Raw genomic sequence first — 25595 nt, 5'->3', positions numbered from 1 at the left:
GGGGCGGCCCGTCTGCCCCCAATCATCCGTTGATTTAAGGCGTAAACGTGCTCGGATTTCTCAGAAAACTACATTGGCTGGACTATCTGATCCTCGCGGTGGTGATCGGGTTCTTTGGCTATATCTGGTACACGATTGACGGAACGCTCAACTACAAATGGCGATGGGGGCAGATCCCGAACTACATCCTGCGCTGGCATACAGGCCGGGAGGAATGGTTTGCCAATCTGCTGCTGCAAGGTCTTTCCGCCACAATCCGCATAAGCATCTACGCGAGTATTCTTGCGCTGATCTTCGGCACCATCCTTGGCATCGCGCGGTGTTCGGCCAATCTGACGATACGGATGCTGGCACGAACGTATCTTGAGTTTCTCAGGAATATCCCGCCAGTCGTTATCGTCTTCATCTTCTTCTTTTTCCTGTCACAGCAATTGATCGACGCGCTGAACCTCGAAGTTTGGGCCCGCACCATTGCGCGGCAAGAAGACAAGGGCGTTTGGGAATTCTTCTTTGGGGACATGCGCCGCTTCCCGTCGTTGATCTCTGGCGTGATCGTGCTGGCCCTATTCGAAAGCGCATTCGTGGGCGAGATCGTGCGCGCCGGTATCCAGTCAATCAGCAAGGGCCAACGCGAAGCCGCCCGATCCATCGGGATGAGCCGCCTGCAGGAAATGCGCTATATCGTTCTGCCGCAAGCGATGAAGAAAGTGGTGCCGCCGCTGGCCAATCAATTCATATCGCTTATCAAGGACAGCTCCATCATCTCGCTGATCTCGGTGCAGGAACTGACGTATAAGACGGTGGAACTCGTCGCCTCCACCCGTCTGATTTTTGAGGCGTGGATCACGACTGCCGCGTTCTACTTTGTGCTGTGCTTCGGGTTGTCGATGCTGTTCCGCAGGCTAGAGCGTAGCAGTTAACGACTGATCCCGGCGCCGCCAATCAGTGGCTGGCAGACCGATGTCGGTTTCCGGCTCTTCAAACAATGCTGCCGCGCAGGGGTAGGTCGCCAACACCTCAGCCGCGCCATCAAGTCGGTCGACGTGAAACACGCCGTTGTCCCAAAGCGTCACACCATCAACGATGATCGTCGGGTCAATAATGTTCCACGAAATCTCACCCGGTGCATAGGCACCGCAGGTGTGAAAGTGCATCAAACGCGGATTGCCGAATGCCACACCGCCCCAGAGTTCAAGGTTTTCGTGCATGTCCCACGGAAAGCCGCAGCCGGGGTGGATACCGGCGTGCCATGAGTGGATGGCGTTCCGGTCGATATTGAACAACTCAGCGACATAGTCGTAATGCGCGTTGGCGCGTTCGACGTCGGACTCTGCCCCCTGAAACCCCGTCAGGCGGCCATCGCGGAACAGCGCAAGGGTCGGGCCGTCAAGCTCAACCGTGTAAGTGTCGTAGTATTTCGATCCGGTCCCGGTCAGAAACCCTGGTAGCGCAACCTGACCGGAAAAGCTGTGGGCCGGGACCGGTGTGAAAACTGACATGGGAAAGCGGTGAACGGTCGTGTCGCCGGACGGTGCCAGGTTCATTTCAGGCTTGCCGGTTACGTGGGTTCCGGCGGGGCAGGTGATCTGAACGTGGTCGGCATTGGCAAGGGTGTTGTTTGCCAACTCCTTGATCCGCAGGAACGCGTGGTGATGGCTGCTGCCAAAGCCAGAGCCGAGAAGCGTTTCGTTCACGGTGAAGCACACGACAATACGCTTGCCACCCGGCATATCGGAAAACCGAAGCTGATCACCGAGCCGGGCGAGAAACAGGATGATGTCTGCATCCTCGAACTTTTTCAGCAGACCGTCGGGAAGGTGTGGCGTCGTCGGATCAAACCCGACATCCACCGTTTCGACCGCTAGCCCAATCGCCTCGGCCGTCTCCGTCACGCGGGCGACGGCATCGCTGTCGAAATACCCAAACTGCGGCGGTTCATAGGCGATCAAAAGCCGCTCCCCGGCCTGCGCTCCGGCACAGTTCAGAAGAAGGTTTCTGGCGCCGCGTTCGGGCGAGGGAGGGGGTGCGTTGATATTCATTAGTATAACGGGATATTATCGTCCGCTTAAGTTAATGAATATTTGAATTACTTTATCCAAGTGATTAGTATTTCTAATATGTTTTTGAATCTTCCCTACAACGCGCTCCGCGCTTTTGCCGAAGTTGTCGATCAGGAAAGCTTCAGCAAGGCGGCGAAGGAACTTGGCGTCAGCCAAAGCGCGGTCAGCCAGCATGTGAAGGCGCTGGAGGAATGGCTCGGGCAAGATCTGTTGACCCGTGGGGCGCGAAAATCCCTGCCGACGCGCGAGGGGGAGCAGTTGGCCCGTGCGATCACCGAAGGGTTGGGGCGCATATCAGATGTGTGCAGCGATCTGCGTGACCGGCAGAGGGCGGACAACACGATTGTCATCAGCTGCCTGCCGGGTTTCGCCTTCAACTGGCTTTTCCCGCGGCTTCTGCGGTTCGATCTGGCCCATCCGCAGTATTCGATTTCAATCGCGACCGATACGGGTGCTTCGCCATTTTCCGGGTCCGATGCGGATATTGGTATTCGGTATGGGTTCGGCAGGAATCCGGGGTTTCATGTTGAACGCTTGATGGGGGAGCGGGTCTTTCCCGTGTGCGCGCCCGCGTTGCTGGAGGGTGAGCGTGCGTTGCGGTCTGTCGATGACCTTGCCGGGCGGACGCTCTTGCATGATGAACTCGGCGATTTCGGCGGTGCGCAATCGACATGGGGGTTTTGGGCGAAAGAGGCAGGCGTCACCCTGCCGCGTTCGACCCGATCCCGCCGCTTTGGGCAGGCGCATATGGTGATCCAAGCGGCGATTGAGGGTATCGGCGTCGCGCTGGGGCGGGAACCTTTGGTGATCGACGCGCTGGTCGACGGACGCCTTGCACGGCCATTTCCCCAAATTGCGCAATCGGTGCTGGCCTACTGGCTCGTCTGTCCGCACCGGGCGCTGGAAACGGAAAAAGTGCGGGTCTTTCTTGAGTGGATAAGGGCGGAAGTGGCGGCGCAGCCGGACATTCCATAACACAAGCTGTTCGCGTGTGATTTAACGCAGGTCATGCAACCTCACCGAGCGTCAGCAGGAACAGATAGCCTGCGCCGAACGCGCAGCCGGGCCGACCTGTTTCGGCGCGTCGAACATCTTGCGCTTGACGACGAAACGACCATGAAATAGGACGGAAAACTCTGGGCGGGTATGGTGAAATGGTATCATAAGAGCCTTCCAAGCTTAAGGTGCGGGTTCGATTCCCGCTACCCGCTCCACGTCTCCTGACATTGTGATCCTGTCGCCTTGCCCACGCGGGTTTAAGGCGCTAAACGCGGGGCGCATTGCAAGGGGCGCACCATATGGCATCCGCGAATACGCAACTGACCGAAGAACGTGAAAAATCAAAGAAGGTAGGCCCGATTGCCGGGCTTATTCCTTTCGTTGCCCCCTATAAGGGGCAGGTCGTTATCACGCTTATCGCGCTTGTGGCGACGGCGGGTTTGTCGCTGACGCTGCCCCTCGCTGTTCGCAGGGTGATTGATGGGTTTGGGTCCGGCGACCTGACGTTGCTAGACCGCTATTTTTTCGCGGCGATGGTGATTGCCGGATTGCTCGCCATTGGGACGGGCGCGCGGTATTTCTTTGTGACCCGGCTGGGTGAACGGGTTGTCGCCGACATTCGCAAGGCCGTTTTTGATCGTGTGATCGGGCTAAGCCCCGGGTTTTACGAAAAGATCATGACCGGCGAGGTGCTGAGCAGGATCACTACCGATACGACCCTGATCCTTTCGGTCATAAGCTCTTCCGTGTCGGTTGCGCTGCGCAATGTTCTGATTTTCATCGGTGGCATGATCTTGATGCTGCTGACCAGCGCAAAGCTCTCTGCGCTTGTGCTGTTGATCGTGCCTGCCGTGATCGTGCCGATCATCGTGCTGGGCCGGCGTTTGCGTGTTCTTAGCCGTGCCAATCAGGATTGGATCGCGCAAAGCTCAGGCTCCGCGTCCGAGGCGCTTTCTTCGGTTCAGACCGTGCAGGCCTTCACGCATGAAACCCGATCCCGCGCGGCGTTTTCGACCGTGACGGAACGTGCGTTCAGCACGGCAAAAACCCGGATCGGGACGCGTGCACTGATGACCGTTATCGTGATTTTCCTGATCTTCTCTGGCGTCGTTGGCGTGCTTTGGATCGGGGCGCGGGATGTCCGGGCAGGGGAGATGACGGCAGGTGCGCTTGTGCAATTTGTCATCTACGCCGTGATGGTCGCCGGGGCCGTCGCCGCCCTGTCGGAAATTTGGGGTGAGTTGCAGCGCGCCGCTGGCGCAACCGAGCGGTTGGTCGAATTGCTGGGCGCTGAAGATCAGATCACCGACCCCGAAAACCCGGTGTCTTTGCCGGACACCGTGCGGGGTGAGATCGTGTTTGATAGGGTGACGTTCCACTATCCGTCGCGCCCCGACATCGCGGCGCTGAATGATGTGAGCTTGACCGTCTCGCCCGGTGAAACCGTCGCGCTGGTCGGCCCGTCGGGGGCAGGGAAATCAACGATCTTGCATCTGCTGCTGCGGTTTTATGACCCGGAAAGCGGCGTTGTTCGGGTGGATGGTATCAATCTGCGCGACACCACGCGGCAGGCGTTCCGCCGCCACCTAGCGCTCGTGCCGCAAGATCCGGTGATCTTCGCGGATACGGCGCGGGAAAACATCCGCTTTGGTCGACCGGATGCAACGGATGCAGAGGTTGAGGCGGCGGCAAAAGCTGCGGCGGCGCATGAGTTCCTGACCGCACTGCCTGAAGGTTACGACAGCTACCTTGGCGAGCGGGGCGTGATGCTGTCCGGTGGGCAAAAGCAGCGCATCGCAATCGCACGGGCCATCCTGCGGGATGCTCCGGTTCTGCTGTTGGATGAGGCGACCTCGGCGCTTGATTCCGAAAGCGAGCAGGCAGTACAGCAAGCGGTTGAATCGCTGTCGAAGGATCGCACGACACTGATCGTCGCGCATCGGCTCGCGACCGTCAAAAAAGCCGATCGCATCTTGGTTTTCGACAAGGGCCAAATCGTGGCGAGCGGCACGCATGACGGTTTGGTCGCCGAGGGTGGCCTTTACGCCCGACTCGCGCGACTGCAGTTCACCGAAGGCTTGGCGGCGGAGTAATTGTTTCGCCGCGTCACGCTTGCGAAAATACGGTTTTGACCCCATCCTGATCGCCAAATGCCCAGCAGTGGCATAGGGGAGGATTCTGGATGGGCAAGTTTGCCGACGTCGCTGACCGTGATCGCATTGAACAAGAGGCCGCGTGGGAAGATCGCGACCTTCCGAAAACGCTGTATCAATTCCTGACAGGCACGCGCGACAAATACGGCTCAAACCGCGCGTTGAGCTATCAGATCACGTCCGGCCCGACGGATAGGGCGGAAACGCTGACTTGGGCCGAGGTCCACGCGGAAACCACGAAAGCCGCGAACCTGTTTCGCAGCCTTGGGATCGGGGAAACCGATGTCGTCGCTTACCTGCTGCCGAACGCCTCTGAAACCGTGAGCGTGCTGCTTGGCGGGGCTGTTGCGGGAATTGTCAATCCGATCAACCCTTTGCTTGAGGCCGAACAGATCGCCGCGATCCTTCGGGAGACGGGTGCGAAGGTTCTTGTCACCCTCCGCAGCTTCCCGAAAACCGATGTAGCGCAGAAGGCGGTTGAGGCCGTCGCCATGGCGCCTAATGTCGAAACGGTGCTTGAGATCGATCTGCTACGCTACCTGTCGCCGCCGAAAAGCTGGATCGTGCCGTTGATCCGGCCAAAAAATCCGATCACCCATCCCGCACGGGTGCTGAATTTCGCGGCGGAGATGTCGCGCCAGAACACAACGCTCGATTTTCCCGACAGCGATGGCGACCGGGTTGCTGCTTATTTTCACACGGGCGGCACAACCGGGATGCCGAAGGTCGCGCAGCACAAATACTCCGGCATGGTTTATAACGGCTGGCTTGGGCATCGGCTGCTGTTTGAACCCGATGATACGATCATCTGTCCGCTACCGCTGTTCCATGTCTTTGCGGTTTATCCGATCCTGATGTCGATGATTGCGTCCGGCTCGCATGTCGTGTTCCCGACGCCTGCGGGGTATCGTGGGGATGGTGTGTTCGACAATTTCTGGAAGCTGGTCGAACGGTGGAAGGTGACGTTTGTCATTACCGTCCCGACCGCGATTTCCGCCTTGATGCAACGCCCGGTCGACGCGGATGTGTCGAGCCTGAAGACGGCTTTTTCCGGCTCTGCCCCGTTGCCGCTTGAATTGTTCAAACGGTTTGAATCCGCAACCGGTGTAACCATCGTCGAAGGGTATGGCCTGACCGAGGCGACATGCCTTGTGTCTTGCAACCCCCCGGACGGCCAGAAAAAAGTTGGTTCGGTCGGCCTTCCGTTTCCGCATACGGACGTCAAGATCCTGACCCACACGCCGGAGGGCCCGAAAGAGTGCGGCGTTGATGAAGTGGGTGAGATTTGCGTTGATAACCCCGGTGTTTTTGCCGGATCGACCTACACAGAAACCGATAAGAACCACGATCTGTTCCACCACGACATCTATCTGCGAACCGGCGATCTTGGCCGGATTGATGAGGATGGGTATTTATGGATCACCGGGCGGGCCAAGGATTTGATTATCCGGGGCGGCCATAACATCGACCCGGCTGAGATTGAAGAAGCGCTTGCCGGGCACGAAGCGGTCGCCTTTGTCGGTGCAATCGGCCAACCCGACGCCCATGCGGGCGAACTACCCTGCGCCTACGTCGAACTGGTCGAAGGCGCAGAGGTTTCAGAGGACGAACTGAGAGCGTTCGCGAAGGACAAAATCCACGAACGCGCGGCCCATCCAAAGCATGTCGAGATCCTGGCAGAGCTTCCCAAAACGGCCGTTGGCAAAGTCTTTAAGCCGGACCTTCGGAAAATGGCGATCACGCGGATCTATAATGCTGCGTTGGTCGATGCCGGTTTGGCGGCGGAGGTTGAGGAAGTCATCGAAAGCAAGAAACGCGGCCTCGTCGCTCGGTTGAAGCGGACCGGCGAAGTTTCTGATGATGCCGTTGGCACCTGCCTTGGCTCTTTCACCCGTCCGTGGGAATGGGCCGAGTAACGCCGCGGCTAATCAGTGGAGTCAGGAAGGGCGCCCGATCGAGGCGCCCTTTTTATCGTTAGATCCGTTGCCTCAGTTCGGGCAGGGGATACGGACTTCAACCTTTTCGGTGCCGCGGCGGGTCCAGGTCGTGCAGACCTCTTCCTGCTGAATCTCAACCGTCTGGCGCTGTTCGATACCAAGTAGCATGTTCTGGTCGACTTCAATCGCTTCGGCGACGGTGTCATCCTCGGCCCCGACAAGCGCCAGCGTCAGGCGCCCGGTGGCTTGCGCTTGGGCCAGAGAGGCGACCTCCTGCGGTGTCACCTGAACCGTGATGGTGCGGGCGACGCTCGCCTCGCCCAAATCGTCATTAGCCGATTGGTCAATTGCAACCAGTTGAACGCCGGTCTGAATAAGCTTGGTTACTTCTTGGTCCAGGCTTTGCCCCGTCCAATAAACATCAACGCGGTCGCCAGGGCGCAAAAAGCCCGACACGCCGCTGGTCACGTCAACCTTGATTGCAAAAGCACGCATACCGCGCTCAAGGCGCGAAGTGATGCCGGCGTCCATACCAGGTTCCGTCACCTTAAGAGCCATAACGGCTTCGTCGATTTCCATTGTCCGGGTGATCGTGCGGAAGTTCGGGCGACCCTCGGGAAAAAGGGTTTCCAGTGATTGGAAAGCACCGTCCGGAATGGCGTCTTCGGGCCATTTCACCAAACGCACGTCTTCGGCGGTCAGTTGTTCGCCGTAGCGAAGCTGGCGCGTGACGACAAAAACATCTTCGGTCTTGACCATTGCCGCGCGTGCCGCGCGTTCCCGTGCCAATTCCTCGCGATAATTCCCCATGTAGCCCTTGGCCATATAGACTGCGAAACCGGCGAGGCCGATCCCGACAATCAACACCAAACCAAATACCAAGCGCATCCCGCGTCCTTTCAAATTCTCAGCAGCGACCCTGTTCTAGCTTGGCCCAGCTGCACTCATATTAATATCTTGCACAAGATTGCGGCGAAACCGTGATCAAAGAGTGTTTCTCGGGTGGATTTTGCCGCATGTGTTAACAAATTGTATCGGTAGGCTTCGAAATCAGTAGGTCGCAATCGTCACGTTATCGACGTAGCTGCCGATATCATCGCCTCGCTCAGAGGTCGTCATACCGATCGGAACGGCGACTGCGATGGCGAGGCCAACGATCCCAGCCGTCAGGATAACCCAGTCTACTGTTACAGCGCCGCTTTCATCTTTCAGAAACTTGGCAAACATCTTGTTCATTGTCTTCTCCATTAGCCGTGCTTCCCCGGCACCCTCGTTAAGACCGTAATGATTTGAAATTGTGTCATAAAAAGGAGTAAGTCTGGGTATCATTCGGAATTCTGACGCCACGCTGACACTTCTGGTTGTGCGCCGTGCCGGCAGCGAAAAGCCGCGCCCATTTGGGCGCGGCTTTCCGTTTTGTATGACCGACCGATTAGTAGGTGTTGATCAGGTCAGATGTCAGCTCGCCCGAGATCAGGTCGCCGAGGTCTGCGGTGGACTGGCCAACCGAAGCCATGACTGCGATGCCGAGGCCAACGATGCCTGCGGTCAGAACAACCCAGTCAACCGTGACTGCGCCGGATTCGTCTTTTGCGAAGTTTTTGATAAAGTTAAGCATTGTATTCTCCGTATATTCTCTGTGTGTGTTTCTGTGTGACTTAGTAGGTGTTGATCAGGTCAGACGTCAGTTCGCCCGAGATCAGGTCGCCCAGGTCCGCTGTGGACTGGCCAACCGACGCCATGATTGCGATGCCGAGGCCAACGATGCCTGCGGTCAGAACAACCCAGTCAACGGTGACTGCGCCGGATTCGTCTTTTGCAAAGTTCTTTGCGAATGTGATCAGTTTCATTTTAGTTCCCTCGTAGTTCTCTAACTCGTTTCCACTCACCGTGACGTCCCTAGAGGTTGCTCTCGCTGACCCATGTCGCCTTGGCATGAGACGATATAGCCCCCCGAATGGGGCAACACTTGGGCGCACATCGTACATTTTTGTAGTTCGTTAACTTCATGTCGAAAAACGTGTTAACTATTTGAGTTATAAAGAAATATATCGATAGAGATCCACTTCGATCTATCGCCGGTGTGTCTAATTAGCGAACGATAGGAACCTTCTTCTGCGAATTGTCTCTAAAAACTGGCTTTGTGCGCTTTTTTTTGCGAGAAGAGTCAAAACAATAACGAGGCAGAGCAGGAACCGCATGAAGCGGCGCTTCGGAAAAATATTGGCATTGGTTGTCCTGGCTATGGGCACTCAGGCGTTCGCTGAAGGCGTAACGCCCGAAACCGATTTTACCTTCCGCCGGATCAGTGTGCCGACCCAAGGCAGCACGACCCGGCGCATCACCGTTCAGATTGACCCCGTCGAACAAGCCCGTCGCCGGGACGCCTTACAGGCCGTTGCAGAGGCGAAACGCGCCGCCGCCGCGGCTGAGGCCGCCGAAGCTGACTCCAGCGAAGGCACGGCGGATGGTCCGCGTGCGCCGACCTCAGGCGGCACGGATTGGTATTGGGCCGGGGTTTCACCCGCGCTTGGCTATGTCGGACCGGATCGATTGGCTGAGGCGGTCAATTTCCTAAGCGACGCGCCGGAGGGTGAAACTGTTTATGCCCCCCGACTACAGACCCTTCAGAACATGGCGAACGCGCATGGCCGTGACATTCTGCTTGCGACGATTGGGAAAGAGGTCTCGCCGGCCCTGGTCCTCGCCGTTATCGCGGTTGAATCCGCCGGGCGCACAGATGCGGTCAGTAGCGCGGGGGCGACGGGGTTGATGCAGTTGATGCCGGCGACGGCAGAACGGTTCGGTGTTTCGGACAGTTCCGTCGCCACGGAGAATATCAAGGGCGGCGTAGCGTATCTGGATTGGTTGATGAAAGAATTTGAAGGTGACCCGATCATGGTCCTTGCGGGTTATAATGCCGGTGAAAACGCCGTGAAATCTCATGGTGGTGTGCCGCCCTATGCAGAAACCCGCGCCTATGTTCCAAAGGTTCTCGCGGCGTGGTCCGTTGCGCGTGGGCTGTGTCTGACCCCGCCAGAACTTGCGTCGGACGGGTGTGTTTTTGCCGGACAGCAGGTTGCAGCGGATGGCTGAGATTGGCCCGCTCGTCCTGGATGTGGACGGTACGTTTCTGAAAACCGATTTGCTGTTTGAAAGCTTCTGGGCGGCGCTGGGGAAGCGGCCGATCGCCACTCTCGGCGTGATTGCGCGCAATATCCGCCGCCCTGCCGAGATGAAGCGCGAACTGGCCGAGCTTGCCGACCTCCGGCTGGATCTGATGCCGGTCAACCCGGATATCGCACAGCTCGCCGTCGAGGGCGTCGGCTCGGGGCGGGAGGTTGTCTTGGCCTCGGCTTCTGACAAGCAATATGTCGCGGGTCTTGCCGAAACCTATGGGCTGAGCGGTCGGGTCTTCGCCTCGGACGGGAAAACCAACCTTAAAGGGCCGGCCAAGGCCACCCAGCTTGTGGCTGAGTTCGGGGATCGTGGTTTTGACTATGCAGGCGACAGCGCAGTTGATCGCGTCGTCTGGGAGCATTCGGAAAACGCGCTGATCGTCGGCGATCGCCCGGCAGAGGCGAAAGCACTGACCGAAAGCGGGCACAGCGTTACCCAATTTGTTGCGGGATGGCGCAAACGCGATTTGATCCGGGCGCTGCGGCCCCATCAGTGGGTCAAGAACATACTGTTGTTCCTGCCGATGATCGCGGCGCACAGTTTTGACATGGAAACGCTGCTTCTTGTCGTGTTGGGCATTGCTGCGTTCTCCGCGGCGGCGTCCTCGATCTATATCGTGAACGATCTGCTGGACCTTGAAGCGGACAGGCTGCACCCGACGAAATGCAACCGACCCTTCGCAAGCGGGGCGGTCCCGATCCGCGTCGGCATGGTGACGTTTCTGGCGCTCGTTGTGATATCGTTCGGACTGGGCACGGCGCTAGGGCCGTTATTCCTTGGTGTGCTCGTCCTTTATATGCTGCTGTCCTTGTCCTACTCGCTGAAGCTGAAACGGATGCGCTGGGTCGACATCGCGACGCTGGCGGGCCTCTATACGCTGAGGGTCATCGCGGGCGCAGCGGCAAGTCAGGTCGAAGCATCGGCCTTCATGCTGGTCTTTATCTTCCCGGTCTTCATCACGCTTGGCTGTGTGAAACGGATGACGGAACTGACCCTTGCGACGTCCGATGAACGGCTGCCGGGGCGGGGCTATGGCCGCCCGGACCGGGGCGATTTGCTGAATGTCTCGGGCCTTGGGATGTTCTTCGCGCTGCTTGTGTTCTTCTTCTACAGCTTTTCAGATCAGGCGCGGACGCTTTATCCGGATCAATGGATCATGTGGCTTGCGCTTATCCCGATTGCGGCTTGGCTGTTCCGGATGATCCGGCTGGGCTATTACGGCAAGCAGGACTACGACCCGATTGTCTTTGCGCTGAAGGACAAGCGCGGGCTTGGGCTATTGCTGTTCACCCTGTCGATGATGTTCTACGCAGCAGGATACTGGCAGGAGTGGTTGGGCTTTTAAGTCGCCGAACCCATCAAACCGACATTTTTTTGAAAATCCGCTCAGGGATCGACCTGATAATCAGCATGATATAGCGCCAGAAGAACGGCGTGTAGATCACGTCTTTCTTCTTGTCGACGGCGCGCAGGATGTCCGACGCGATCTTGTCCGGTGTGGCGACAAGGAACATGCCTTCGATCCCCCACGTCATCGCCGTGTCGACAAAACCGGGTTTGACGGTCACGACATGCCCGCCAGATCGTGTCAGCCGATTGCGAAGTCCGGCAAGGTAGGTATGAAACCCAGCCTTGGCCGAGCCGTAGACGTAGTTCCCGATCCGCCCCCGGTCGCCCGCGACCGACCCGACACCCACAACGGTGCCATCGCCGCGATCTTCCATCAGCGGGGCGATCTTCTGCAAGAATTGCGCGGGGCCGGTGAAGCTGTCCATGACAGTTCCGTCGATCAGTGCGGGGTCAGCGTCAATCTCCTCCTGCGGCGGCATGGAGCCGACGAAGACCGCAACGTTGATCGTGCCTTCTTCCTTGGCTGCCATGTCGATGATCGTGCCGAACTTTTCGGGTTTGCGCGCATCGAAGGGCAAGGAGAGCGCCTTGCGTGCGCCGCGGCCTTCGCAATCGGCGGCGGTGCGGTCCATGTCTTCGGTGTCGCGTCCGGCCAGGATGACGGTATCGCTGCGTTCGGCCACTTGACGGGCAAAGGCGCGGGCCATGGCGGACGTCGCGCCAAGGATGATCCATGTCTGCATCATGATGCGTCCCTCAGCTTTAGCCTGCGCACTAGGTCTGTTTTCAAGTGCCCGTCTGGATCGACCTTTGCGACCTCGTCCTGCCAGTCAGTAAGCTGCGGATACATCGCCTTGACCCGCGTGGCAGAGGCGAGCGAGTCCTTGGCAAAGTAAATGCGCCCGCCAGCCTCCGCCGTCATCTCTTCCAACCGTCCGATCAGAATGCGGGCAGGGGGGCGGTTTCGAAAATCAACGGCCAGCGTATAACCTTCGATCGGGAAGGACAGGTGGCCAGCGCCGCCCGGTCCCATCCGTTTCAGCACGGCCAGAGGTGAAGCGAGGCCTGAATCCGCGATCAGCCCAAGCATTTCGCGCAGGACATCGACTTGGTCGGTCGGGACAACGCATTGGAATTGGTAAAACCCGCGCTTGCCGTAAAGTTTGTTCCAGTCGTGGATCGCATCCAACGGAAAGAAGAAATCGTTGATCGGCTTGACCGACGTGCGCCCGGCGCTAGGGACGCGGCGATAGTAGGCCGCATTAAAGGCTTTCACGATTGGTTTTGCCAGCACCCAACCGGGCGCATTGAACGGAACGGTCTTCGCGCGTTTCGGGGCAGGGACAAGGCCTGAGCCTGTCTCAGCCTCTTCCAATACACCTCGCCCGAGGGCATCGCCCTTCGCGGTCGCGTCGATCCAACCAACCGTATAGGTCGCCTGCGAATGGTCGAGCAGGTCGATGAAATCGTCAAACCCGTCCGCGCGACGCTCTGTCACCATGATGACGTCGCCCTTGCATGGGATCATCCGAAGCTTGGCGGACACGATTACGCCGGTCTGGCCAAGGCCACCGACGGTCGCCTCAAACAGACGTTTGGATCGGCTTGGACCGATCTGTTTGCGGCCGGACGGCGTCAGCAGGGTCAGGCTTTCGACATGCTGCCCGAAGGTGCCGACCTGATGATGGTTCTTGCCATGCACATCGTTCGCGATACAGCCCGCGACCGTTGCAAAGCCGGTGCCCGGCATGACCGCTGGCAGCAAGCCTTGCTGTGCGAAAATCTTGGCGAGCGTGCCGATCTGGCAGCCGCCTTCAACCTCAACAACGCCGGTTGCCTTGTCAAAGCCCAAGATACGATCCATCCGGGTCATGTCGATCACGTGCCCGTTGTCGTTCAGCGCGGCGTCGCCGTAGGATCGCAGCATTCCGATGGCGGGGGCGGGCGTGTCATTCATCACGCTCGTCAGCGCCGAAACCCTCTCAGGTCGTGCGATGTCGCCGGTTGCGGACAAAACGCGGCCCCATCCCGTGTAGCTATCAGTTTTCCAGCGCATTCTTCACCTTGAGCGATTGACGTTCGGCAATCGGAAAGATCAGCAGCCCGATCCCGATTGCGAACCAAAGGGTTGTGACCCGGATAATAGCGGTTGCCGGTAGGCTGACTTCGGGCGGGACACCTTGCAGGCTGAGAAGGGCGACCATCGCCGCCTCGGCCCCACCGACGCCACCCGGTGCGCCCGTCAGTCCGCCCGCGAGCGTTGAAAACACAAAGATTGCGACCGATGACCAAAGGCCGATATCCGCGCCCATCCAGCCGAGCAGTAGGTAAAAGGCATAGCCTTCGGCGAACCACCCAGCGGCCCCAAGGATCAGCGTCGAGATCAGCACTTTCGGGTTGGAGAAGTAGTGGAGCCCACGGGCCGAGGTTCGGATACGTGCAAAACTGCGCGGCCATCTGTTGAACAGCCGATAGGTGATCGTGACAAACGCCATCAGCAATTTCGGGCGTGTGGCGACCAGCGCGCCAAGCAGGGCGAGGATCGTCACCGGGATCGCGCCGGTAATCCCTGCAGCGGATAGCATCACCGCAAGACCAAGAATCAGGGCCATTGAGGCAAGATCAGATGCGCGGTCAATCAACGCCAGCGGTGCGCTCCGTTCCAGCGACCATCCGGTTTCGCGGCGAATCCAGCGCATTCGGATGAGTTCGCCAAGCTTTCCGGGTGTCACGCTCATCGCGAAACCGCCGAGGAAGTGGCGCAGATCCTGGATCAACCCGGTTTGCAGGCCAAGCGCGCGGGCAAACACGTGCCACCGCACCCCGCGCAGCAGATAATTCGCGCAGGACAGCACCAGCAGCAATGCAAACTGCGCCAGTCCGATCCGCGCAAGCTGCGCTTTGGTTTCTTCCCAACCGGTCGCGGCCGACAATCCGATCAGGCCGAACAGAACCAATCCGAACAACCCGCCAAGCACCAAAACATCCCGCCAGCGTCGCGACGGGCGGAGGGTTGTCTGGGTTGGATTGGTACTGCTCATTGTCATTGCCCGCCACCTAGCGAAACATTTGGGCGAGAATATGATGCTTTGGCAGAAAATGTAACTGTTCCGGCGCACCGCGTGAATGGATCACGCAGGCAGCCGGAAACAGTTGAAGTATCGGACATTTAGCCGACGATGGTCGCTTCTGTCGATTTGCGCAATTCATCCTCGGACACGCCATCGGCCAGCTCAACAATCTTCAAGCCGCCTTCAACAACGTCAAGCACGCCCAGATTGGTGATGATCCGGTCGACAACCTGTTTGCCGGTCAGCGGCAGCGTGCATTCTTTCAGCAGTTTTGACTCGCCCGCCTTGTTGGTGTGATCCATCACAACGACAACACGTTTCACGCCCGCGACCAGATCCATCGCGCCGCCCATGCCTTTGACCAGCTTTTTCGGGATCATCCAGTTGGCGAGGTCGCCGTTTTCCGCAACTTCCATCGCGCCCAGAATCGCCATCGCAATCTTGCCGCCCCGGATCATCGCAAAGCTTTGATCCGAGCTGAAATAGGATGTCCGGTTGAGTTCGGTAATCGTCTGCTTGCCCGCGTTGATCAGGTCGGGGTCGATCGTGTCTTCGGTCGGGAAGGGGCCCATGCCCAGCATTCCGTTTTCCGACTGCAGGGTCACGTCAACACCTTCAGGGATGTAGTTCGACACGAGCGTCGGAATACCGATCCCGAGGTTTACATACATACCGTCCTGAAGTTCCTGCGCCGCGCGCGCGGCCATCTGATTGCGATCCCACATTTTTCAGTTGTACCTCATCTATACGTTAACCTAGCCGTCAGGTTCGGGGTTGGTTCAGGCATTCCTTAGCATAGGCTTGAAACAGCAGGAACCCATACTCAGCGTTCATATGGCGCTTGTCTGCGACCGACCGCTCACCATCCCTAAGATCTGTCGCTTCGGTGGCAAACGCGCTATCGGTCAGAAACGCCCCGGCGAGCGTTTCGACAGGCTGTGGCAGATAGCGCAACCCGTTGTTCAACAGGGCGTCGTGGATGGCTTTCTGATAGCGGCGGAATATCCGCCCGCAATGCATGTGGCCTGAGACTTGGGCAAGCAGGCGGTCGTGATGCGGCCCGTCCGGCAATACATCTGCGGTCGGAAAGGCGGCGGCGGCGACCGTGATCGGATGGCTTGTGGCAAACTGAACTGCGACCTCGTCGGCACCGTCTTGGGCCAGTTGGCGCAGGCCCTCGTTGAAGAAGGATTCCGAAACCAGCCTTTCGCCATTGCTGCGGGCCCATTCGGCAACTTCCGTGCTGACTGTCATTCGCAGAACCCGCGTCAGCCGAAACCGGGGGCCGACGACCAGCACGTTATCGAATTGCTGCAAGTCGATATCCGCCTGTCCGTTGATTTTCTTCGCCATCCGCCGCGCTTTGGGGTCGTCCGCGGCGGTTCTGAAAACACCATCAAGCCCAACATCGGACGCATTGAATCGGTTTCCCGGCACCCCGAAATAGGTGATGTCTAGCATAGGATAGGCGTCCGCGATCCGATCCTTCGCCGCACGAAGGGCCGCGATGTGAGAGTTTCCAATGACCAGAATCCGTTTCACGTCCGAAACGCCTCAAGCAACGCTTCTTCGCAGATGTCGTCCGGGTCTTGGCCTTGCGTGCGGGCTGGTTCGGTTGCTACCTCAACCCCATGCGCTTGCATGAAGCACTGCATCACGGCGCGGATCATTTCCGGCGTTGGGTTCCGCAAATTGTCCGTAAAGGCACGGCCCGCTGCGGCTGGGTTGGTGACGAGTTCGTAGGACGGGAAGTAATCGACACAATCATACTCCGCCGCGATCATCCCTGCGGCGGTTCGAAGGATCGCCTTGGACTGGGTTGAGGCGACCAGAACATGCTGATCGGTCGCGGTTGCGGTCAACGGCACCGGCGAAACGGTCAGCAGCCAGTGAATATCCGGGTTAAGTTCGCTCAGATAGCTGTGGACCCGCGCGAAATCGGTCAGCGTTTCCTCAATCCCGAAATTTCTGAGGGCAAATGTCTGCGGATCATAGGCTCCGGCGATTGTGCCGGGAGCGATGGGATAGACTGTGCCGGAAACGCGATGTTCCCACGCTTCGGTCAGGCCGAGCGTGTAGACCACGACATCGGCGCTCGCGAAGGCACTCGCCACAGCCTCCAGATGTCGACGGCGCATTTCGCTGACAAGGCCGGGCGCGCCAAGGCCGTCCGGCTCAACCCCCGGCCGTTGCGCGTCGAAATACCGCCCTTCCCGTTCCCACACCGGCATGGCCGGAGTGAAAACGCCCGCTGCTTCCTCGACCAATTGGCGAAGCTGGCGCAGCGTGTAGATATTGCCGTATCGCGCGGAATAAAGGCCGTAGCCGAACCGGCGCTGGGCAGCGTCTGGCGTGCCGTCCGGCGCAGGCTCCGTATCGATCACGTTGAAACCTGCATCACCAAGCGCCGCGCCGATATGTTGTGCAAAGCAACTGCCAGCGGTCAGAAGCGCGGTATCGCGGGTGATCCGAAACTTCGGGTCATAGATATCCGGCAGGTCAAACGGATCGCTCTCTGCCACCGCGCTGCGCCAGAAGGCGCGCGCGGGCTGGTCCCGATAGGGGGACCGGCGTTGGCTGTCGTTCCCGCCGATGGATTATGCCGCCTGAACGGTGCGCTGTTCGATCCGCTTTTCGTGCTCTCCCTGCACGATACGGTGAACATAGATGCCCGGCGTGTGGATCGCATCGGGATCAAGGCTGCCCTTCGGCACGATTTCTTCCACCTCGGCCACGCAAATCTTGCCACAGGTCGCTGCTGGCGGGTTAAAGTTACGGGCGGTTTTGCGATAAATCAGGTTGCCAGACTCATCCGCCTTCCATGCTTTCACGATGGACAGGTCCGCAACGATGCCGCGTTCAAGGATGTAGGTTTCGCCGTCGAAATCCTTATGCTCCTTGCCTTCCGCAATCACTGTGCCAACGCCGGTCTTGGTGTAAAATCCGGGGATACCAGCACCACCGGCCCGCATACGTTCGGCCAGCGTGCCTTGGGGGTTGAATTCAAGTTCCAATTCTTCGGACAGGTATTGCCGCATGAATTCGGCGTTTTCACCGACGTAAGAGCTGATCATCTTTTTGACCTGCTTGGTCTGAAGAAGGATGCCGATGCCAAAATCATCAACACCCGCATTGTTCGACGCAAAGGTCAGATCCTTGACGCCGGAGTCCTTGATCGCTTGCAACAGAAGTTCAGGGATACCGCAAAGTCCGAACCCACCAGCGGCGATAAACATTCCGTCTTTCAGGATGCCATCAAGCGCCTCAGCTGCTGAGCCATAGATCTTCTGCATCACACTCTCCCGTAGATTGGTTTTGTCCAGCTTTTGATGGCGAAACGCCCGGCAAGAGTCAATGCGACGCCGCGCCGGGATAAAGGCGGTGGGGGCGGTCGCCCGCCAACCCCAAAGCCCAAACGCCCGCTACTTCTTCGCCGCGACCTTTTTCTTTGCCGCGGGTTTCTTGCGGGTGCCCTTCTTCGCGGCTTTTTCCGCGATCAGTTGCACCGCCATGTCCATCGTGACCTGCGTCGGCTCAACATCCTTCGGAAGCGTCGCATTGATCTTTTCCCACTTCACGTAGGGGCCGTATTTCCCGTCCATTACATTGACGGGGCCACCGGATTCGGGGTGTTCGCCGAGTTCAACAAGCGGCTTCGCCGCAGCACCACGCCCGCCTTTGGCGGCCTTCTGCGCAAGCAGTTCGACGGCGCGGTTCATGCCAACCTCGAACACTTCCTCGACATTTGGCAGGTTCGCATAGATCCGCCCGTGCTTGACGAACGGTCCATAGCGGCCGATCCCGGCCTCGATCATCTCACCGTCGTCTGGGTGTGGGCCGACCTGACGCGGCAAGCTTAGAAGCGTAACGGCTTTTTCAAGGTCGATATCCTCGGCAGCCCATCCTTTCGGAAGCGACGCGCGTGGTGGCTTCGGTTCTTCCTCGGTCGCCTCACCGCGCTGCACATAAGGGCCAAAGCGCCCTTTTCGGAGCGATATCTTGTCGCCATTGTCGTCGCCAAGGTATTTCCCGTCGGGGCCAATCTCTTCGCCCTCAACACCCGGCGGGCCGAAGGGGCGGGTAAAGCGGCATTCGGGGTAGTTCGAACAGCCGATGAACGCTCCACCAGATCGCGCGGTGCGCATGGAAAGCCGCCCTTCGCCGCAATTCGGGCACAGGCGCGGGTCGCTGCCGTCTTCCTTTGCGGGGAAGATATGCGGCTCAAGCACCTCGTTGATTTTCTCAAGCACCTCGGTGATCCGAAGCTCGGACGTTTCGGCAATCGCCGCCGAAAAATCGCGCCAGAACCGGTTAAGGACATCTTTGTAATCGGCATCGCCTGCCGACACCTCATCAAGTTCCTGCTCCAGATTGGCGGTGAATTCATAGCCTACGTATTTGCGGAAGTAGTTGGTCAGAAACACCGTAACCAACCGCCCTTTATCCTCGGGGATCAGTCGGTTCTTTTCTTTCACAACATAGCCGCGATCCTGAATCGTCGTGACGACCGAGGCGTAGGTTGATGGCCGCCCGATGCCCAACTCCTCCATCCGCTTAACAAGCGTCGCTTCGGTATAGCGGGGCGGCGGCTGGGTGAAATGTTGATCCGGTGTGACGCTGACCTTTTCAGCTTTGTCGCCGGTTTCGATCTGGGGCAGGCGCTTGTCGTCGTCATCGACAACGCTGTCGTCGCGGCCTTCCTCGTAAACCTTCAGGAAACCGTCGAAAAGAACGACCTGCCCGGAGGCGCGCAGTTCCACCTGACCGTCAGCACTGGCCACGTCGACGGTCGTGCGCTCCATCCGCGCGGCTTCCATCTGGCTGGACAGCGTGCGCTTCCAGATAAGGTCGTAAAGCTTGCGCTGATCCGCTTCGAGGCGGGAGAGTTTGCCCGCATCCACCGACATATCTGTCGGGCGGATACATTCGTGCGCTTCCTGCGCGTTTTTCGCCTTGTTTTTATACATGCGAGGGCTGGAGGGCACGTAGTTGTCGCCGTAGCGCGATTTGATCTCATCCCGCGCGGCCATGACCGCTTCGGGCGCCATGTCGATCCCGTCGGTCCGCATGTAGGTGATATAGCCCGCTTCATACAGCCGTTGCGCGGTCGACATCGTCTGACGCGCGCCAAAGCCGAACTTGCGGCTGGCTTCCTGTTGCAGGGTCGAAGTCATGAACGGGGCAGAGGGGTTGCGGCTGGCCGGTTTTGCCTCAACCGATTTCACACTCAGATCGCGAGAGGTGATGGCCTGAACCGCCAGCTCCGCCGCGGTTTCATTCTCAAGATCGAATTTATCGAGCTTTTGTCCGCCGAGGACGGTCAGGCGCGCCTCGTATTCCTGACCGCGTGGGGTCGTCAGCTGCGCTTTGACCGACCAGTATTCGCGGGCGTCGAACGCTTCGATCTCCATCTCGCGTTCAACGATCAGGCGCAGGCACACTGACTGAACGCGACCAGCGGATTTCGATCCGGGCAGCTTGCGCCAAAGCACAGGCGAAAGGTTGAACCCAACGAGGTAGTCCAGCGCACGACGGGCAAGGTATGCCTCAACCAGCGGCGCATCGACGTCGCGCGGGTTCTGCATCGCCTCGGTCACGGCGGATTTGGTGATCGCGTTGAATACGACGCGTTTCACGTCCGTGTCCTTCTTGATCGCCTTGCGTTTTGTCAGCGCTTCCTGAAGGTGCCAACTGATCGCTTCGCCTTCGCGGTCGGGGTCAGTTGCGAGGATCAGTTCGTTGTCGTCTTTCAGCGCATCCGCGATTGCTTTGACGTGCTTGCGGGAATCGCTCGCGATTTCCCACTGCATTTCGAATCCGTTATCTGGATCAACCGACCCGTCCTTTGGCGGCAGGTCGCGGACGTGTCCATAGGACGCCAAAACCGTGTAGTCGCCACCAAGATACTGGTTGATTGTTTTGGCTTTCGCCGGGGATTCGACAACAACAACGGGCATGAAATTCCTTCCGACTCGTCAAGCGCATTTGGCCGCGCAAGATGTGGGCCGTTGCCGGGTATTGTCAATGGCATCACGAACAGAGCGGCTGCGTTGTGCTGGTTTGGGCGCGAAAAAGAGGCGTCCGGGGCGCCCCCGATTTGGCGTGCGAACCGCCGGCGCCGCGTCGCTTTGATTCCCCGTCACATCAACCAACCAGCGCCAAAAGCCCGCCATGCTTCCGTTCGATCCGGCCATCAAGTTCAAGCGTCGTCAGTTCAGGGTTCACCGTCTTCGCCGGAATACCAAGGTCGCGGATCAACTGGTCCTCTGCCAGCGGGCTGGGGCCAAGGCGCGATAGGATTTGCTGGTGCAGGTCCGATACATCCGGCGTGGGTTTGGGGGGTGCCTCGGCTTGGCGCGCGGGCGGCTTCACGGCGCTTTCTGCAGGCAATGCGGCCCCGCCCAATTGTTCGACGATATCCTCCACAGATCGCACCAGCGTCGCCCCGTCGCGGATAAGGGCATTGCAACCGGATGCGCGTGCGTCGAACGGATGGCCCGGCACGGCGAGCACTTCCCGTCCCTGATCGAGAGCGTTTCGCGCGGTGATCAAACTGCCTGACTTCAACGCGGCTTCGACCACGACGACCCCGCGCGACACGCCGGAGATGATACGGTTTCGCAGCGGAAAGTGTCGGGCCATCGGCTGCATACCAACGGGTTGTTCAGACAGAGTCAGGCCGGATTTATGGATTTTCGCGGCGAGATCGGCGTTTTCGGCGGGATAGATGGTATCGATGCCGCCAGCGATAACCGCAATCGTTCCGGTTTCAATGCTGGCCTTATGTGCCGCCGCGTCGATACCCCGCGCCAGACCAGAAACGACCGCAAAGCCCGCTTCGGTCAGGTCAGCGGCAAGTCGCCGCGCCATGCGTGTGCCAAGGCTGGAGGCGTTCCGCGCGCCGACAAGCGCCACCATTGGCCGGGTCAGCAACTCCACATCACCCCGGGCCCAAAGCAGCGGCGGCGCATCGGGGATATCCATCAGATGTTTCGGGTAGTCAGGCGCGCCATAGCAAAGCAGCCGCGCACCGACCCGCGCCGCCGCTTTCATCTCTGCCTGCGCAACACCGATGGGGCAGGTTTCGTACTTTTCCACCCCCGCAGCTTTCGCAATTTCGGGCAGTGCCTCCAACGCACGCTCCGCCGTTCCGTGGTCGCGCATCAGTCGAAAGAATGTCGCGACCCCGACGCGCCTTGACCGGATCAGGCGCAGCCACGCGAGTTGCTCGTCTTTGCCGTTGGGTGGTTTGATGCGTTGGTCGGTGTTGAACAGATCGTCGGTCATAGGGCGCCTTTTCGTCGGGTCGTCGCCACTATGATCTGCTGATGGTTAACGGGCTGTTTACGTGTATCAGGCCGCCGCGCCGCCCACTGTCAGGCCGCCGATCATCAGCGTCGGTTGACCAACGCCAACCGGCACCCACTGGCCGGCTTTGCCGCAGTTCCCGATACCGGGGTCGAGTTTCAAATCGTTCCCGACCGCGCGGATTTGTTTCATCGCGGTCGCGCCATCGCCAATCAACGTTGCGCCCTTGACCGGCGCGCCGACCTTGCCGTTTTCAACCCGATAAGCCTCAGTGCAGGAAAACACGAACTTGCCGTTCGTAATATCCACCTGACCGCCGCCAAAGCCGACGGCGTAGATGCCATCCTTTAGGTCAGCTAGGATCGCGTCGGGCGCGGCGTTTCCGCCCAGCATGTAGGTGTTGGTCATCCGCGGCATCGGCGTATGGGCATAGCTTTCGCGCCGCCCGTTTCCGGTCGGTTCCACCCCCATAAGTCGCGCGTTCTGGCGATCCTGCATGTAGCCGACCAGAACGCCGTCTTCGATCAGGACATTCCGGGCCGACGGCGTGCCTTCGTCATCAATCGTCAGCGACCCGCGCCGATCCGGGATCGTGCCATCGTCAAGCACGGTGACACCCTTTGCCGCGACCTGCTGGCCCATCAATTCGGCGAATGCGGAGCTGCCCTTGCGGTTGAAGTCGCCCTCAAGCCCATGGCCCACGGCCTCATGCAGCAGAATACCGGGCCAGCCGGGGCCGAGCACGACGTCCATCACACCCGCCGGGGCCGGGACCGCATCAAGGTTCACAAGCGCGATCCGCAACGCTTCCCGCGCGACGCCTTCCCAATGGGTGCGTTCGAACAGATCCGCAAATCCCGCACGCCCGCCACCGCCCATTGATCCGCTTTCGCGGCGGCCGTCTTTTTCAACGATGACAGAGATATTGATCCGCGACATGGGGCGCGCGTCGCGCAGATGTGTGCCCTCGGGGCGCAGGATTTCAACCTCTTGCAACGATCCGGCGACGGTTGCCGACACCTGAACGACCTTCGGGTCGAGGCCGCGAAGGAAATCGTCAATCTCTTTCAACAGGTCCAGTTTCGCCGGAAAGCTGATTTCTGAAATCGGATCGAGGTCGCCGTATAGCCGGGCGTTCGTTCCGGTTGGTGCATCGGCCAGGGTTCCACCACCGCTGCCAACCGCAAGGTGGGTTGTTTCAACCGCGCGGGCCAGCGCCTTTTCAGATAGATCCGTCGAATGGGCGTAGCCCGCGGTTTCGCCCCGCACAGCCCGCAAACCGAAGCCTTCAGACGCGTCGTAGCTCGCGTTTCTGACGCGGCCATCGTCGAACACCAACGCTTCTGACCGCCGCCGTTCAAGGAACAGTTCCCCGTCGTCGGCACCGTCGGTCGCTGTCCTTAGTGTGGCCAGCGCCCGGTCCTTGTCGAGATTGGTTTCAAAGGGGCGGAAAGGTGCGTTCGCCATGTCAGCTCCGTCTGCGATCTGGAAAAATCATGAAAAGCGGCTGTTTGCCGCGCATGAATAGCTTGTTCCGTCGCCTGTAATATGGTTTTAACCGGGCCGGACACAATGGGATAGTGGCACAAAGGCGCTGTGTCTTTTGAACGGCGCATGAAATTTGGCTACGCTACTGGATCACAGGCGGCACGACCGCGACGCGAACAGGAAATTGAAATGCGAATCAAAAGCAAATTTACGGGTCTTCTGGCCGCTCCCCTCGCAGCAATCAGCGGTCTCGCTGCCCGTGCGCAAGACGGGATCGACGGGCTAGAGATCATTGGCGCACCGACCCAAGGCGGAACCGGGTTTCAGCCCGCCGCAACCGATTTGGCGCGTGATTTGCAATGGCTCGACTATCTGATCCTCGTCATCATCACCGGTATTGTGATCTTCGTGATGGGCCTTCTCGCCTACGCGATTGTGCGTTTTAACCGCCGCGCCAACAAGACTCCGGCCAGCTTCAGCCACCATACTCCGGTCGAAGTCGCGTGGACCCTTGGTCCGATCCTGATTCTGATCGTGATCGGCGCGTTTTCCCTTCCGGTTCTGTTCAAGCAGCAGGAAATTCCCGAAGCCGACATCACCATCAAGGTCACGGGCTACCAATGGTATTGGGGCTACGAATACATTGATGAGGAATTTGGGTTTGAGGCGTTCATGCTTGGCCGCGAAGGGCTGGAGCCCGCGGGCTATACCCAAGATGAATACCTGTTGGCGACCGACAACGCCGTCGTCGTGCCGTCCGGCAAAACCATCGTGATGCAGGTCACAGCCGCAGACGTGATCCACAGCTGGACGATTCCCGCCTTTGGCGTAAAGCAGGACGCCGTTCCAGGCCGTCTGGCAGAGCTTTGGTTCAACGTCGACGAAGGCAAAGAGGGCATCTATTTCGGTCAGTGTTCTGAGCTTTGCGGCAAGGATCACGCCTATATGCCGATCACGGTCAAAGTCGTAACCCAAGCGCAATACGACGCATGGCTTGGCCGCGCGAAGGAAGAATTCGCAGGTATCACCCAGCCGCTGACCGTCGCAGCGAACGACTGACACCCAAGCAGGCCGCCCGCCGTGGTGGCCTTGCGCAGAAGGGGTTAGCCCATGAGCGACACGAGCCTTGATTGCACCACCCGAACCGGCGAAGCCGGATTTGGCGACTATTACGCGCTACTGAAGCCGCGCGTGATGTCATTGGTGGTGTTTACGGCATTGGTCGGTTTGCTGGTGGCACCGGTTTCGGTGCATCCGATGATCGGCTTCGCGTCGATCCTGTTTATCGCAATCGGAGGCGGGGCGTCGGGTGCGCTCAACATGTGGTGGGACGCCGATATCGACCGGATCATGCGCCGCACCAAGGGCCGCCCGATTCCCACGGGCAAAGTAACCGAAGAAGAAGCCTTTGCCATTGGCATGACCCTTTCGGTAATGTCCGTTGTCATGCTGGGCCTCGCCGCGAACTGGATCGCCGCCGGGCTGCTTGCCTTCACGATCTTTTTCTACGTCGTCGTCTATACGATGTGGCTAAAGCGCTGGACCCCGCAGAATATCGTGATCGGCGGGGCTGCTGGTGCGTTCCCCCCGATGATCGGCTGGGCCGTGGCGACGGGCGGAGTTTCCGTCGAAAGCGTTCTGATGTTCCTTATTACCTTCATGTGGACGCCGCCGCATTTCTGGGCGCTGGCGCTATTTATGAAGTCTGATTACGACGACGCGGGCGTGCCGATGTTGACAGTTACGCATGGCCGCAAGGTGACGCGGGTGCATATACTCGTCTACACGCTGCTGTTGGCCCCGATCACGATTGGCATTGGCGTCACGTCGATTGGCGGGCCGATTTATATGGTGACGGCGGTTCTGCTGAACCTCTGGTTCATAAAGGGCGCGATCGACATCTGGCGCCGCGATGAAGCGATGGCCGAGGGTGACAACTACCGCGTCGAACGCGCCTTCTTCAAGGTTTCGCTGCTCTATCTGTTCCTTCACTTCGGCGCGTTGCTGGTTGAGGCCGGATTGCGCACTTTCGGTTTTGGCGGATGGTGA

23 protein-coding genes and 1 tRNA gene are annotated in these 25595 nt (G+C 59.1%); 9 read left to right on the top strand and 15 right to left on the bottom strand.

Annotation, left to right across the window (positions count from 1 at the left end; genetic code table 11):
- Nucleotides 1-47 precede the first annotated feature (47 nt).
- Nucleotides 48-920 carry an amino acid ABC transporter permease gene (locus ACEWPJ_RS10900; protein WP_416513097.1) on the top strand — a complete coding sequence of 291 codons (873 nt, stop codon included), beginning with the start codon at nt 48-50 and terminating at the stop codon, nt 918-920.
- Here the strand turns inward: ACEWPJ_RS10900 and ACEWPJ_RS10895 are convergent.
- Entirely contained in the window at nt 903-2039 is a 1137-nt protein-coding gene (locus tag ACEWPJ_RS10895) for a hypothetical protein (RefSeq protein ID WP_416513096.1), read from the bottom strand. The two genes, ACEWPJ_RS10900 and ACEWPJ_RS10895, sit on opposite strands and share 18 nt — an antisense overlap.
- Nucleotides 2040-2117: 78 nt before the next feature.
- Between ACEWPJ_RS10895 and ACEWPJ_RS10890 the strand changes: the two genes are divergently transcribed.
- From ACEWPJ_RS10890 to ACEWPJ_RS10875, 4 genes are all read left to right on the top strand, one after another.
- Entirely contained in the window at nt 2118-3035 is a 918-nt protein-coding gene (locus tag ACEWPJ_RS10890) for a LysR substrate-binding domain-containing protein (protein ID WP_416513095.1), read from the top strand.
- Between the two features lie 165 nt (nt 3036-3200).
- A tRNA-Gly gene (locus ACEWPJ_RS10885) sits at nt 3201-3274 on the top strand.
- Between the two features lie 84 nt (nt 3275-3358).
- Nucleotides 3359-5152, top strand: coding sequence for an ABC transporter transmembrane domain-containing protein (locus tag ACEWPJ_RS10880; protein WP_416513094.1), 1794 nt, complete (start codon nt 3359-3361; stop codon nt 5150-5152).
- Between the two features lie 89 nt (nt 5153-5241).
- Nucleotides 5242-7128, top strand: coding sequence for an acyl-CoA synthetase (locus ACEWPJ_RS10875; protein WP_416513093.1), 1887 nt, complete (start codon nt 5242-5244; stop codon nt 7126-7128).
- A gap of 72 nt (nt 7129-7200) precedes the next feature.
- Here the strand turns inward: ACEWPJ_RS10875 and cpaB are convergent, their stop codons facing one another.
- The 4 genes from cpaB to ACEWPJ_RS10855 form a co-directional block, all read right to left on the bottom strand.
- Nucleotides 7201-8037: a Flp pilus assembly protein CpaB gene (gene cpaB / locus ACEWPJ_RS10870; RefSeq protein ID WP_416513092.1), complete on the bottom strand. Its 837-nt coding sequence runs from the start codon at nt 8035-8037 to the stop codon at nt 7201-7203.
- Between the two features lie 162 nt (nt 8038-8199).
- Nucleotides 8200-8385 (bottom strand): Flp family type IVb pilin, encoded by a 186-nt coding sequence (locus ACEWPJ_RS10865; RefSeq protein WP_416513091.1) that lies wholly within the window; start codon nt 8383-8385, stop codon nt 8200-8202.
- Nucleotides 8386-8581: 196 nt separating this feature from the next.
- A complete protein-coding gene (locus ACEWPJ_RS10860; RefSeq protein ID WP_416513090.1) occupies nt 8582-8767 on the bottom strand; it encodes a Flp family type IVb pilin in 186 nt (61 codons plus the stop codon).
- 40 nt (nt 8768-8807) lie between these two features.
- Nucleotides 8808-8999, bottom strand: coding sequence for a Flp family type IVb pilin (locus ACEWPJ_RS10855; protein ID WP_416513089.1), 192 nt, complete (start codon nt 8997-8999; stop codon nt 8808-8810).
- 349 nt (nt 9000-9348) lie between these two features.
- Between ACEWPJ_RS10855 and ACEWPJ_RS10850 the strand changes: the two genes are divergently transcribed.
- On the top strand, nt 9349-10245 hold the full coding sequence (locus ACEWPJ_RS10850; protein WP_416513088.1) for a lytic transglycosylase domain-containing protein: 897 nt from the start codon (nt 9349-9351) through the stop codon (nt 10243-10245).
- The gene (locus ACEWPJ_RS10845; RefSeq protein ID WP_416513087.1) at nt 10238-11674 is read left to right on the top strand and encodes a UbiA family prenyltransferase; all 1437 of its coding nucleotides are present in this window, start codon (nt 10238-10240) and stop codon (nt 11672-11674) included. The genes ACEWPJ_RS10850 and ACEWPJ_RS10845 overlap by 8 nt, the downstream gene beginning before the upstream one ends.
- A 13-nt stretch (nt 11675-11687) precedes the next feature.
- On the opposite strand, the gene ACEWPJ_RS10840 is transcribed toward ACEWPJ_RS10845, so the two are convergent.
- The 10 genes from ACEWPJ_RS10840 to tldD all read right to left on the bottom strand — a co-directional run bounded on the left by ACEWPJ_RS10840 (nt 11688) and on the right by tldD (nt 23525).
- Nucleotides 11688-12425 (bottom strand): SDR family NAD(P)-dependent oxidoreductase, encoded by a 738-nt coding sequence (locus ACEWPJ_RS10840; RefSeq protein ID WP_416513086.1) that lies wholly within the window; start codon nt 12423-12425, stop codon nt 11688-11690.
- On the bottom strand, nt 12422-13735 hold the full coding sequence (locus ACEWPJ_RS10835) for an FAD-binding oxidoreductase (RefSeq protein ID WP_416513085.1): 1314 nt from the start codon (nt 13733-13735) through the stop codon (nt 12422-12424). The genes ACEWPJ_RS10840 and ACEWPJ_RS10835 overlap by 4 nt, the downstream gene beginning before the upstream one ends.
- Nucleotides 13719-14720, bottom strand: a complete 1002-nt coding sequence (locus ACEWPJ_RS10830; RefSeq protein ID WP_416513084.1) for a lysylphosphatidylglycerol synthase transmembrane domain-containing protein — start codon at nt 14718-14720, stop codon at nt 13719-13721. Before ACEWPJ_RS10830 ends, ACEWPJ_RS10835 begins: the two co-directional genes overlap by 17 nt.
- Nucleotides 14721-14848: 128 nt before the next feature.
- Entirely contained in the window at nt 14849-15475 is a 627-nt protein-coding gene (locus ACEWPJ_RS10825; protein WP_416513083.1) for a 3-oxoacid CoA-transferase subunit B, read from the bottom strand.
- A gap of 37 nt (nt 15476-15512) precedes the next feature.
- Nucleotides 15513-16292 (bottom strand): hypothetical protein, encoded by a 780-nt coding sequence (locus ACEWPJ_RS10820; protein WP_416513082.1) that lies wholly within the window; start codon nt 16290-16292, stop codon nt 15513-15515.
- Nucleotides 16289-17272, bottom strand: coding sequence for a GSCFA domain-containing protein (locus ACEWPJ_RS10815; RefSeq protein WP_416513081.1), 984 nt, complete (start codon nt 17270-17272; stop codon nt 16289-16291). The genes ACEWPJ_RS10820 and ACEWPJ_RS10815 overlap by 4 nt, the downstream gene beginning before the upstream one ends.
- A gap of 75 nt (nt 17273-17347) precedes the next feature.
- Nucleotides 17348-18043, bottom strand: coding sequence for a CoA transferase subunit A (locus tag ACEWPJ_RS10810; RefSeq protein WP_416513080.1), 696 nt, complete (start codon nt 18041-18043; stop codon nt 17348-17350).
- A 129-nt stretch (nt 18044-18172) separates the two neighbouring features.
- Nucleotides 18173-20707 (bottom strand): type I DNA topoisomerase, encoded by a 2535-nt coding sequence (gene topA, locus ACEWPJ_RS10805; RefSeq protein WP_416513079.1) that lies wholly within the window; start codon nt 20705-20707, stop codon nt 18173-18175.
- 187 nt (nt 20708-20894) lie between these two features.
- Nucleotides 20895-22037, bottom strand: coding sequence for a DNA-processing protein DprA (gene dprA, locus ACEWPJ_RS10800; protein WP_416513078.1), 1143 nt, complete (start codon nt 22035-22037; stop codon nt 20895-20897).
- A gap of 66 nt (nt 22038-22103) precedes the next feature.
- Nucleotides 22104-23525 carry a metalloprotease TldD gene (gene tldD / locus ACEWPJ_RS10795; RefSeq protein WP_416513077.1) on the bottom strand — a complete coding sequence of 474 codons (1422 nt, stop codon included), beginning with the start codon at nt 23523-23525 and terminating at the stop codon, nt 22104-22106.
- 210 nt (nt 23526-23735) lie between these two features.
- On the opposite strand from tldD, the gene coxB reads away from it, so the two are divergent.
- A complete protein-coding gene (gene coxB, locus ACEWPJ_RS10790; protein ID WP_416513076.1) occupies nt 23736-24605 on the top strand; it encodes a cytochrome c oxidase subunit II in 870 nt (289 codons plus the stop codon).
- A 51-nt stretch (nt 24606-24656) separates the two neighbouring features.
- Nucleotides 24657-25595, top strand: coding sequence for a heme o synthase (gene cyoE, locus ACEWPJ_RS10785; protein WP_416513075.1), 939 nt, complete (start codon nt 24657-24659; stop codon nt 25593-25595).

This window comes from Aliiroseovarius sp. YM-037 (assembly GCF_048060095.1).
Taxonomy (GTDB): domain Bacteria; phylum Pseudomonadota; class Alphaproteobacteria; order Rhodobacterales; family Rhodobacteraceae; genus JBLUOA01.
The sequence above is the reverse complement of the archived record's forward strand: the minus strand, read 5'-3'. Positions and strand labels throughout refer to the sequence as shown.

Coding starts and splice junctions, on each gene's coding strand:
- ACEWPJ_RS10895 (WP_416513096.1), bottom strand. CDS start 2,039: ATGAATATCAACGCACCCCCTCCCTCGCCCGAACGCGGCGCCAGAAAC.
- ACEWPJ_RS10890 (WP_416513095.1), top strand. CDS start 2,118: ATGTTTTTGAATCTTCCCTACAACGCGCTCCGCGCTTTTGCCGAAGTT.
- ACEWPJ_RS10880 (WP_416513094.1), top strand. CDS start 3,359: ATGGCATCCGCGAATACGCAACTGACCGAAGAACGTGAAAAATCAAAG.
- ACEWPJ_RS10875 (WP_416513093.1), top strand. CDS start 5,242: ATGGGCAAGTTTGCCGACGTCGCTGACCGTGATCGCATTGAACAAGAG.
- cpaB (WP_416513092.1), bottom strand. CDS start 8,037: ATGCGCTTGGTATTTGGTTTGGTGTTGATTGTCGGGATCGGCCTCGCC.
- ACEWPJ_RS10865 (WP_416513091.1), bottom strand. CDS start 8,385: ATGAACAAGATGTTTGCCAAGTTTCTGAAAGATGAAAGCGGCGCTGTA.
- ACEWPJ_RS10860 (WP_416513090.1), bottom strand. CDS start 8,767: ATGCTTAACTTTATCAAAAACTTCGCAAAAGACGAATCCGGCGCAGTC.
- ACEWPJ_RS10855 (WP_416513089.1), bottom strand. CDS start 8,999: ATGAAACTGATCACATTCGCAAAGAACTTTGCAAAAGACGAATCCGGC.
- ACEWPJ_RS10850 (WP_416513088.1), top strand. CDS start 9,349: ATGAAGCGGCGCTTCGGAAAAATATTGGCATTGGTTGTCCTGGCTATG.
- ACEWPJ_RS10845 (WP_416513087.1), top strand. CDS start 10,238: ATGGCTGAGATTGGCCCGCTCGTCCTGGATGTGGACGGTACGTTTCTG.
- ACEWPJ_RS10840 (WP_416513086.1), bottom strand. CDS start 12,425: ATGATGCAGACATGGATCATCCTTGGCGCGACGTCCGCCATGGCCCGC.
- ACEWPJ_RS10835 (WP_416513085.1), bottom strand. CDS start 13,735: ATGCGCTGGAAAACTGATAGCTACACGGGATGGGGCCGCGTTTTGTCC.
- ACEWPJ_RS10830 (WP_416513084.1), bottom strand. CDS start 14,720: ATGAGCAGTACCAATCCAACCCAGACAACCCTCCGCCCGTCGCGACGC.
- ACEWPJ_RS10825 (WP_416513083.1), bottom strand. CDS start 15,475: ATGTGGGATCGCAATCAGATGGCCGCGCGCGCGGCGCAGGAACTTCAG.
- ACEWPJ_RS10810 (WP_416513080.1), bottom strand. CDS start 18,043: ATGCAGAAGATCTATGGCTCAGCAGCTGAGGCGCTTGATGGCATCCTG.
- topA (WP_416513079.1), bottom strand. CDS start 20,707: ATGCCCGTTGTTGTTGTCGAATCCCCGGCGAAAGCCAAAACAATCAAC.
- dprA (WP_416513078.1), bottom strand. CDS start 22,037: ATGACCGACGATCTGTTCAACACCGACCAACGCATCAAACCACCCAAC.
- tldD (WP_416513077.1), bottom strand. CDS start 23,525: ATGGCGAACGCACCTTTCCGCCCCTTTGAAACCAATCTCGACAAGGAC.
- coxB (WP_416513076.1), top strand. CDS start 23,736: ATGCGAATCAAAAGCAAATTTACGGGTCTTCTGGCCGCTCCCCTCGCA.
- cyoE (WP_416513075.1), top strand. CDS start 24,657: ATGAGCGACACGAGCCTTGATTGCACCACCCGAACCGGCGAAGCCGGA.